At 66.2% G+C, this 6366-nt stretch carries 9 protein-coding genes; 3 read left to right on the forward strand and 6 right to left on the reverse strand.

Features of this window, described 5'->3' with window-relative positions:
* Positions 1-4 precede the first annotated feature (4 nt).
* Positions 5-523 (reverse strand): NUDIX domain-containing protein, encoded by a 519-nt coding sequence (locus ACFQ50_RS20455; protein WP_377997455.1) that lies wholly within the window; start codon positions 521-523, stop codon positions 5-7.
* A gap of 32 nt (positions 524-555) precedes the next feature.
* Between ACFQ50_RS20455 and ACFQ50_RS20460 the strand changes: the two genes are divergently transcribed.
* Positions 556-1065, forward strand: a complete 510-nt coding sequence (locus ACFQ50_RS20460; protein WP_377997456.1) for a metallophosphoesterase family protein — start codon at positions 556-558, stop codon at positions 1063-1065.
* Between the two features lie 101 nt (positions 1066-1166).
* Here ACFQ50_RS20460 and ACFQ50_RS20465 read toward each other — a convergent pair whose 3' ends face one another.
* From ACFQ50_RS20465 to ACFQ50_RS20475, 3 genes are all read right to left on the reverse strand, one after another.
* Positions 1167-1343 (reverse strand): CsbD family protein, encoded by a 177-nt coding sequence (locus ACFQ50_RS20465; RefSeq protein ID WP_377997457.1) that lies wholly within the window; start codon positions 1341-1343, stop codon positions 1167-1169.
* Between the two features lie 96 nt (positions 1344-1439).
* Positions 1440-1880 (reverse strand): DUF1810 domain-containing protein, encoded by a 441-nt coding sequence (locus tag ACFQ50_RS20470; RefSeq protein WP_377997458.1) that lies wholly within the window; start codon positions 1878-1880, stop codon positions 1440-1442.
* Positions 1881-1887: 7 nt separating this feature from the next.
* Positions 1888-2160 carry a hypothetical protein gene (locus ACFQ50_RS20475; protein WP_377997459.1) on the reverse strand — a complete coding sequence of 91 codons (273 nt, stop codon included), beginning with the start codon at positions 2158-2160 and terminating at the stop codon, positions 1888-1890.
* 404 nt (positions 2161-2564) lie between these two features.
* Between ACFQ50_RS20475 and ACFQ50_RS20480 the strand changes: the two genes are divergently transcribed.
* Positions 2565-3941, forward strand: coding sequence for an ammonium transporter (locus ACFQ50_RS20480; protein ID WP_377997460.1), 1377 nt, complete (start codon positions 2565-2567; stop codon positions 3939-3941).
* A gap of 28 nt (positions 3942-3969) precedes the next feature.
* Here ACFQ50_RS20480 and ACFQ50_RS20485 read toward each other — a convergent pair whose 3' ends face one another.
* Complete coding sequence (locus ACFQ50_RS20485) at positions 3970-4626, reverse strand: DNA alkylation repair protein (protein WP_377997461.1); 657 nt, start codon at positions 4624-4626, stop codon at positions 3970-3972.
* Between the two features lie 383 nt (positions 4627-5009).
* Here ACFQ50_RS20485 and ACFQ50_RS20490 point away from each other — a divergent pair, with 383 nt between their 5' ends.
* Complete coding sequence (locus ACFQ50_RS20490) at positions 5010-6161, forward strand: glycoside hydrolase family 16 protein (protein ID WP_377997462.1); 1152 nt, start codon at positions 5010-5012, stop codon at positions 6159-6161.
* On the opposite strand, the gene ACFQ50_RS20495 is transcribed toward ACFQ50_RS20490, so the two are convergent.
* Positions 6152-6366 (reverse strand): hypothetical protein (locus ACFQ50_RS20495; protein WP_377997463.1); only part of this gene is annotated, 215 nt, incomplete at its 5' end. The two genes, ACFQ50_RS20490 and ACFQ50_RS20495, sit on opposite strands and share 10 nt — an antisense overlap.

Raw genomic sequence — 6366 nt, forward strand, 5'->3', positions numbered from 1 at the left:
CTAATCAATGTCCACTGCCGGAGCCGGCCAGCAGCCTGCCGCGAAGCTCCGGCCAGGACGCGGCAAAGGAAGGATGCAGGTTGATGCCGGCCACCTCCTCGACGGGAATCCACAGCAGTTCGATGCTCTCGGGGTCATTGATGGCCGGCTCGAACGGTTCGAGCACCCGCACTGCCACGGTGGTGTAGGACCAGTAGCCGACGTCGAACACTGACGTGAAGAGCAGTTTGACGCTCTGTTCGGGGACGGCCGCCTCCTCGTGGGCCTCGCGCAGTGCGCCGGTCACGGCGTCCTCGCCCTGGTGCAGGGCTCCTCCGGGGAGTCCCCAGGTTCCGCCGTGGTGGCTCCAGGTGGCGCGGTGCTGCAGCAGCACCCCCTTCTCCACATCGTGGGCCAGCAGGCCGGCCGATCCGAACCGCCCCCAGAACTTCCCCCGGTCGCCCTCCACCCAGGCGTCACCCGGGTCGCGGGGGCCAAGGGGACGGCGGGGATCACCGGGTGAGGGCGGGACGATTTTCTCCATCGTCCCAGTCTGCCTCATGGGAAGATGCTTCGATGAGCCTGCGCCTGGTCCTGGTTGCCGACACCCACGTCCCAAAGCGCGCCCGGGCGCTGCCTGAACAGGTGTGGGCAGCCGTCGAGGACGCTGACGTGGTATTTCACGCGGGTGACTGGGTGGGCGCGCGCCTGCTCGATGAGTTCGAACGCCGCAGCAGGCGCCTGATCGGTGTCTACGGCAACAACGACGGTGACGAGCTACGGCAGCGCTTGCCGGAGACGGCCAGTGTGACGCTCGACGGCGTCCGGTTCAGCATGATCCATGAGACCGGTCAGGCGAAGGGCCGGGAACAGCGCTGCGAGGCCCTCTTTCCTGACGTCGATGTCCTGGTTTTCGGCCATTCGCATATTCCCTGGGACACGGTGGCGCCCGGCGGGATGCGCCTGCTCAACCCCGGCTCCCCCACGGACCGCCGCCGGCAACCAATGTGCACGTACATGACCGCCGCCGTCGTGAACGGCCGTTTGGACGACGTCCAACTGGTGGAGGTCGTCACCAGCCCGTGACTGTCCCAACGGGAAAGGGAGCCCTGCCGCGGTTGCCCGGGCGGGACTCCCCTCTAATCTCCGCTGCAGACGGAGAGCCAAAACGTGGTGGTCCTGTTTGGTCAGTCCTTCTTGAACGCGTCCTTGACCTTCTCGCCAGCCTGTTTCAGATCGGCCGCGGACTGGTCAGCTTTGCCCTCGGCCTCAAGACCCGGGTCGTCCTTGGCCTTGCCGGCGCCTTCCTTGACTTTGCCGCCAAGTTTCTCTGCCGCATTGTCGATTTTGTCGTCCAGACCCATGCCACTGTCCTTCCGTCTGCGCAGCCCGCTGGGTGCAGGCCGGCTCGTCCCCCCAGTCTAGGTGCGCCAACTGGCCGGGTGAAGGGCAACTACCACTTACGGGCGCGGGCTTGCCAGCAGTCGGTCGGTGGCGGCGTCGGCCTCCCCGTCGAAGTAGTGCTCCAGAACGCGCCGGAACACCAGTTCGCCAGGTGCCGCCCGCAGGAACAACGTCATGGACGACTGCAGCTTCCGGGCATCGATGCCGCCGAATATCTCGGCCGCGCCGCGGTCGCCCACGTCATCGACTGCGGTGGCGCACTCGATCAGTCGCGGTCCCAATACAGGATGCTGCAGGTAGGCGCGCGCTTCGTCCAGGGACGCGATGGCGTACCGCCTGGAGGTGGCACTTTGCCCCAGACCCGAGACCTGGGGAAAGACGAACCACATCCAGTGGGTTCGCTTGCTGCCTGCGCGGAGCTCCTCCAGGGCCTGGGCGTAGGTGGCACCGTCATTCTGCGCCGTGACGAACCGCTCCAAGTCATATGGGTCGTTCATGGCGGTCCTAACTGGACACGTCCCGTTCGATGTCCTCGGCAAGTTCATCCACGTCTTCGGGCCGCATGCTGATGCCGGCGCCGTCCAACCGTTCCTTGAGAACATGGCTCACATCGTCCTCCACGTGGCCCAGCCGGATCTCGTCGCGCACCTCCTCGGCGATATCTTCGACGGTACCGGGGTTCTGCGCCCCTGCCGCGGAATCAGCGGCCTCCGCCGCAACATCCGCGTGTGGATTCTCAGTGAAATAGTCATCGCCGGTAGCTGCAGATTCAGTCATATCCCATGGTGGCGGCGCCAGTCAGATCCGGTCAACAGTCCGCGCAGGAAACCATCCGGCGCCCAACTCCGGCGCCGGGCCGGGGCCCCCGGACATGGATATGTTTCATTCATGCGCTTGTAACGCGGCCTCCCGGAGGCAGCTTTCACTGCGGCTCAACGGATTCGCCCGAGTTTCCGGCCAAAAAGCGGCAGTGTCAGCAGAAAAGCACCCCAGGCATCAGGTTTCGTTAACAAATCCGAAACACGGCAGTCACGCGGGCTTTACGTTGGCGCGATTTTTGAAACCCCCGTGTAACTTCCCACGCCCTGACCCGAAACATAAATCCACGAATATCAATGAGGGGCGTGGCGCCGGCATCAGCGGGCCGCGGAAAGGATGAGTTTCCTGGGAAGGGAAAACGCGTGGAAATCACTGCGGCGAACGTTTGGATGATGGTGTCGGCGGCACTGGTGCTGCTCATGACCCCGGCACTGGGGCTCTTCTATGGCGGCATGACCCGTGCCAAGGCATCCCTCAACATGATCCTGATGAGCTTCGTGTCCGCCGGCATTGTGGGCGTCGTCTGGGTACTCTGGGGCTACTCGATGAGCACCGGCGAGGGCGTGCTGGGCCTGTTCGGCAACCCGTTTGCCAGCTTCGGCCTGGGCGGCCTCATGGGCACCCCCGACCTGATCAAGGCCGGATTCGCTGGAACCTTCGCGATCCTTACCGTGGCCCTCATCAGCGGCGCGATCGCCGACCGCGCCAAGTTCACCGCCTGGGTTCTTTTCGTGCCGATCTGGATCACGGCCGTCTACTGCCCGCTCGCATTCATGATCTGGGGCGGCGGCCTCATGAGCCAGGGCGGAGCAGTGAGCGCCATCTTCGGCCAGGTCATCGACTTCGCCGGCGGCGCCGTCGTCGAAATCAGCTCCGGCATCGCCGCCCTGGTGCTGGCCGTGATCGTCGGCAAGCGCCACGGTTTCGGCAAGGATCCGGGGCACCGCCCGCACAACATCCCGTTCATCATGCTCGGCGCCGGCCTCCTTTGGTTCGGATGGTTCGGCTTCAACGCCGGCGCCGCCACCACGGCCGAGCAGGCCGGACTGATCTGGGTCAACACCCTGGTGACGCCGTGCGCCGCCATGCTGAGCTGGCTCCTCACCGAGAAGGTCCGCCATGGCCACCCCACGTCCCTGGGCGCCGCGTCCGGAGCAGTCGCCGGCCTCGTCGCCATCACGCCGTCGTGCGCCAACATCAGCCCAGTGGCCGCCATCGGCCTGGGCCTGGTTTCCGGCGTGGCGTCGGCGCTCTTCGTCGAACTGAAGTTCAAGTACGGCTTCGACGACTCCCTGGACGTCGTCGGCGTTCACCTCGGCTCCGGCCTGGTGGGCACCCTGGCCCTCGGCTTCATTGCCCTCCCCGTCAACGGCGAAGGCGGCGGCCTCTTCTACGGCGGAGGCGTCCAGCAGCTCATCGCGCAGACGGTTGCCGTTCTCATCACGCTCGCACTCTCCGGGCTGATGACCGCAATCATCGGTCTCGCGATTCACAAGACCATTGGCTTCCGGGTCAGCCATGAGGCCGAAGTCGCCGGCGTCGACCGCTCCGAGCACGCCGAGAGCGCCTATGAATTCGGCAGCATGGGCCACAGCCAGTTCCACCCGCTTCGCCAGCACTACGCAGCTCCGTCCGCCCGCCCCGCGGGCGCGCCTGCCGGTCCCGCCGCGGAAGACGCCGTCGACAGTTCCTCCTCCCAGGCGGCGGAGGAACTGCAGCCCGCAGCGGCCTCCGTCTAGTACTTCCGCTGTTCAGGGGATCCGGGTCCTAGCGGCGGAAGGCGAGCCGGAGCTCCGGCCTTCGCTCCGCCACGGCGTCCAGAACGGCGTCAACGGCCTCCTGGTCCGCGTTGTTTTCCGCTGTCGCCGTTACGGCCCGTGCATCTGCAGCCATTTTGACGCGGCGTACGAAACCATCCCAGTCACCGCCGCCCGACCTGAGCGCCCGCAGGGGTGCCATCAGCGACGCGCGGCGGAGCCAGACATCGGGGTCCCCCGCCCACCTGTCCAGCACCGCGTCCGCACGCGCACGTGACTGGCCCGCAAGCCCCTCCACCAGAGGACCAACGACGTCGACGGCGATCGGGTCGACGAGCGCCGGCAATTGCGCGTCCCGCACAAAGCCCTCAATGCGCGTCAGGTCGGAGTTGGTCAGCAGCTCCACCTTGGACTGCAGAAGAACGACGCCGGCCAGGCGCCGCTCGTAAACAGGCACCTCCCATAGTTCGGAACTTAGGGCGGTGACCTCATCGTGGCCCAATCCGGCGTGACGGCGAAGGGCGTCGCGGACTGTTCCGCGCACGGCACCCACCGACGCGCCGTAGTACCGCATCCCGCTGCCGAACCGGTGACGCATCTCCTCGGCCCGGTGCCACGAAGCCTCGCGCTGCAAGGTGTCATCCACAAATTCGCCGGCAGCACTCACCCGTTCATTCTTTCCGGCAAGGTGGCCGGCAGTCCAACGCCTGTTACGCCAGCGGGAGCCACAGGGCTGGAATTTTCGCAGAATCCGGATCCACTGTTCGCGCAGGTCAGGCCGCTCATGCGCCGGAAAAATGCCGGAAAGCCGCGGGTTTTTGCGCTGTCGGCGTTTGCAGGCAAAGATCACGGTCAGGTAACGTTGACGCCAATCCTAGAGGATCGGTCCGAACGCGGACCACGTGCCCTATTGCTGGGCCCGGATGCGCAGGGTGGTTCTACGGCCGCCCCGGCCCCGTCGATCGGGGCCCAGAAACGCCTCGTGCTTTTCTTCACCACCTAAGTTGTGGCTGCCTTTTGCTCGGCGGTCCTATGCCCGGAGGGGTCTTTTTGTTTAAGAAGAACATCGCCATAGCCATTAGCGTCGGCGCGCTGTCCCTGACCGGCTGCGGTCTCGCGCCCACCGGCCAGCAGGCTCACTCGCCGGCCGCTGCGGGAGGCAATACGTCCACCAGCGAGTCCGCCGCGCCCGCTGCCGCCCGGGCCGCCTACACCACACCGTCGTCGGCCACTGCCAGCAAGGCCGCTGCAGCCAAGGCCGCTTCGGCCAAGGCGGCAGCTGCCAAAACTGCTGCTGCCAGGGCGGCTGCGGCGAAGGCCGCAACGGCGAAGACGGCTGCCGCGAAGACGGCTGCCGCGAAGACGGTTGCCGCCACAACCACTGCGGCACAGGCTGCGGCTGCTCCGGTTCAAGCCGCGCCCGCCGTCGTTGCTCCCGCAACGGCTGCTCCAGCCGTCGCGGCTGCCCCCGCTCCGGCGGCTGCCCCGGCGAAGGCGGCTTCCGCCGTCGTTGCCCCGGCCCTAGCTGCAACCGCTGCAACGGCCCCGGCCGGAAGCGGCACCCAGGCCGCCTCGGCGCTGGGCTGGGGATCCGTCGTCGCCGGCGATGAATTCAACTACACCGGCGCACCGGACGGTACAAAGTGGAGCGTGTACAACAGCGCCGGCCATGCGGGCAAAGGTCTGCGCAGTCCCAAAGCCTGGTCCGTGGCAAACGGCGTGGCAACCGTCAGCGGTGACTCGGCGGGAACCACCGGCGGCATGTCGGCCAAGTTTGCAAAGCAGAAGTACGGCCGCTGGGAAACGCGCATGAAGACCAACCAGCGTGACCCCGAGTACCACCCGGTCCTCATCCTCTGGCCCGACACCAAATCGTCGACGTGCGCAGAGATCGACTACTCCGAGAGCACGTCTGACACTGCTCTGGTGAAGTTCTTCCTGCACTATGCATGCAGCGGCAGCAGCAAGCAGACCTACTCCTCGAAAGCCGTCGACACCACGCAGTGGCACAACTACGCCGTGGAATGGACTCCTGCCGGCATCACGGGCTACATCGACGGTGTAAAGACGTTTACCGACACCAACCCGGCCCACCAGCCTTCCGGCAGCATGCACCAGACGCTGCAGCTCGACTGGTTCCCCGACGGCTCCCGCACCACGCCTTCCCAGATGCAGGTCGACTGGGTACGCGTCTACAAGTAGAGACGGCTTGTTCCGCTCTTGAGGACGTCCTCCGGCCAGGTCACGACGACGGTGGCCACGGCAGCGTACAAGCCAGCCATAGTGCACCGCAGGGTGTCCGCAGTGAGCGGGCACCCTGCGGTGTTGGCACGGCTTGCGCCTTCCGGTCCGCGGTTTCCCGGATCCGAGCGGTCAACTGGGTAGCAGGTCAGGGCCTTCCCAAGGC

The organism is Arthrobacter sp. NPDC056493 (genome assembly GCF_042795115.1).
Taxonomy (GTDB): domain Bacteria; phylum Actinomycetota; class Actinomycetes; order Actinomycetales; family Micrococcaceae; genus Arthrobacter.

Excerpts from the sequence above, each read along its gene's own strand:
- ACFQ50_RS20455 (WP_377997455.1), bottom strand. The coding sequence starts at position 523 with ATGGAGAAAATCGTCCCGCCCTCACCCGGTGATCCCCGCCGTCCCCTT.
- ACFQ50_RS20460 (WP_377997456.1), top strand. The coding sequence starts at position 556 with ATGAGCCTGCGCCTGGTCCTGGTTGCCGACACCCACGTCCCAAAGCGC.
- ACFQ50_RS20465 (WP_377997457.1), bottom strand. The coding sequence starts at position 1,343 with ATGGGTCTGGACGACAAAATCGACAATGCGGCAGAGAAACTTGGCGGC.
- ACFQ50_RS20470 (WP_377997458.1), bottom strand. The coding sequence starts at position 1,880 with ATGAACGACCCATATGACTTGGAGCGGTTCGTCACGGCGCAGAATGAC.
- ACFQ50_RS20475 (WP_377997459.1), bottom strand. The coding sequence starts at position 2,160 with ATGACTGAATCTGCAGCTACCGGCGATGACTATTTCACTGAGAATCCA.